Annotated in this window: 1 protein-coding gene; it reads right to left on the reverse strand. The window is 77.4% G+C overall.

The features are described 5' to 3' along the window. Positions 1-1,031, reverse strand: a 1,031-nt coding sequence (locus tag G6045_RS40630; protein WP_206344833.1) for an FUSC family protein, incomplete at its 3' end; no start/stop codon positions are given. Positions 1,032-1,045: the final 14 nt, after the last annotated feature.

Here is a 1,045-nt window from a genome sequence, read left to right on the forward strand (position 1 = left end):
GTCGTGGGGTGGGGGGTGAGCGCGGAGGTGGTGAGGTGGGCCATCGCCGATTCCGCGAAGGTGAGGTCGTTGCGCCAGGTGCGCAGTGTCCTGTGGTGGCGCGGGTCGGTGTCGAGGCGGGTCAGTTCGGTGCGTACGGCGGCCAGTTCGGCGTGGGCGCGGCGGCGCAGGGTGTGCAGGGTTTCGGTGTCGTCGGGGTGGGCGTGTGCGTGGTCGGCGTACGCGGCGATGGTGTCGTGGGCCGTCGCGAGCCGGTGGGGGACGCGGGCGCGGGTGTCCTCGGGCCAGAGCAGGTAGCCGCAGAGGAAGGCGACGGCGCAGCCGATCACGGTGTCGAGGAGGCGGGCCCCCGGGACGGCGGAGCCGGCCTGGCCGAGAGGGTCGGCGAGCAGGAGCATCACCGGGGTGAGGAAGAGGGTCTGCAGGGCGTAGTTGCGGCGGGCGTACGCCTGGAGCAGACCGGTCAGGACGACGGTGACGGCGATCCGCCACCAGCCCGCCGGGAAGACGGCGATGGCGGCGAGGCCGAGCAGGACCCCCGCGACGGTGCCGGCGGCGCGCAGCACGAGGCGGGCGGGCACGGTGCCGAGACCGGGGCGTACGACGAGGGCGACGGTGAGGACCAGCCAGCCCGAGTGCGGCAGGCCGCTGAAGGAGGCGACGGTCTGGGCCAGGCCGAGGCAGACCGCCAGGCGCAGGGCGTAGCGGCGGGCGGCGGCGTCGCGCAGCCGGCCGGACAGGGCGGTGGCGAGGCGGCGCAGGGGAGCGGGCGGCGGCGGTACGAGGCGTGGCGGTCCGGTGGGCCGCTGCGCGGCGGGCGCGGCCAGACGCGCGACCGCGGTGTGCAGGGCGCGGGCGGCCGGGTCGTGGGGTTCCGGCGGCAGCGGCGGCGTCCCGGCCGGTCCCGTTTCCGGCTGTTGTGGCGTTGCCCCGGCCGACCTCGGTCCCGCCACTTCCGCCTCGGGCACGGCCGCCCCGGCCGCCTCCGTCCGCGTCCCCGTCCCGGTCACTTCCGCCTCCGCCCCGGCCACCCCCGTCTCCGTCC

It is taken from the genome of Streptomyces mesophilus, from assembly GCF_011044995.1.
Lineage (GTDB): Bacteria > Actinomycetota > Actinomycetes > Streptomycetales > Streptomycetaceae > Streptomyces > Streptomyces mesophilus.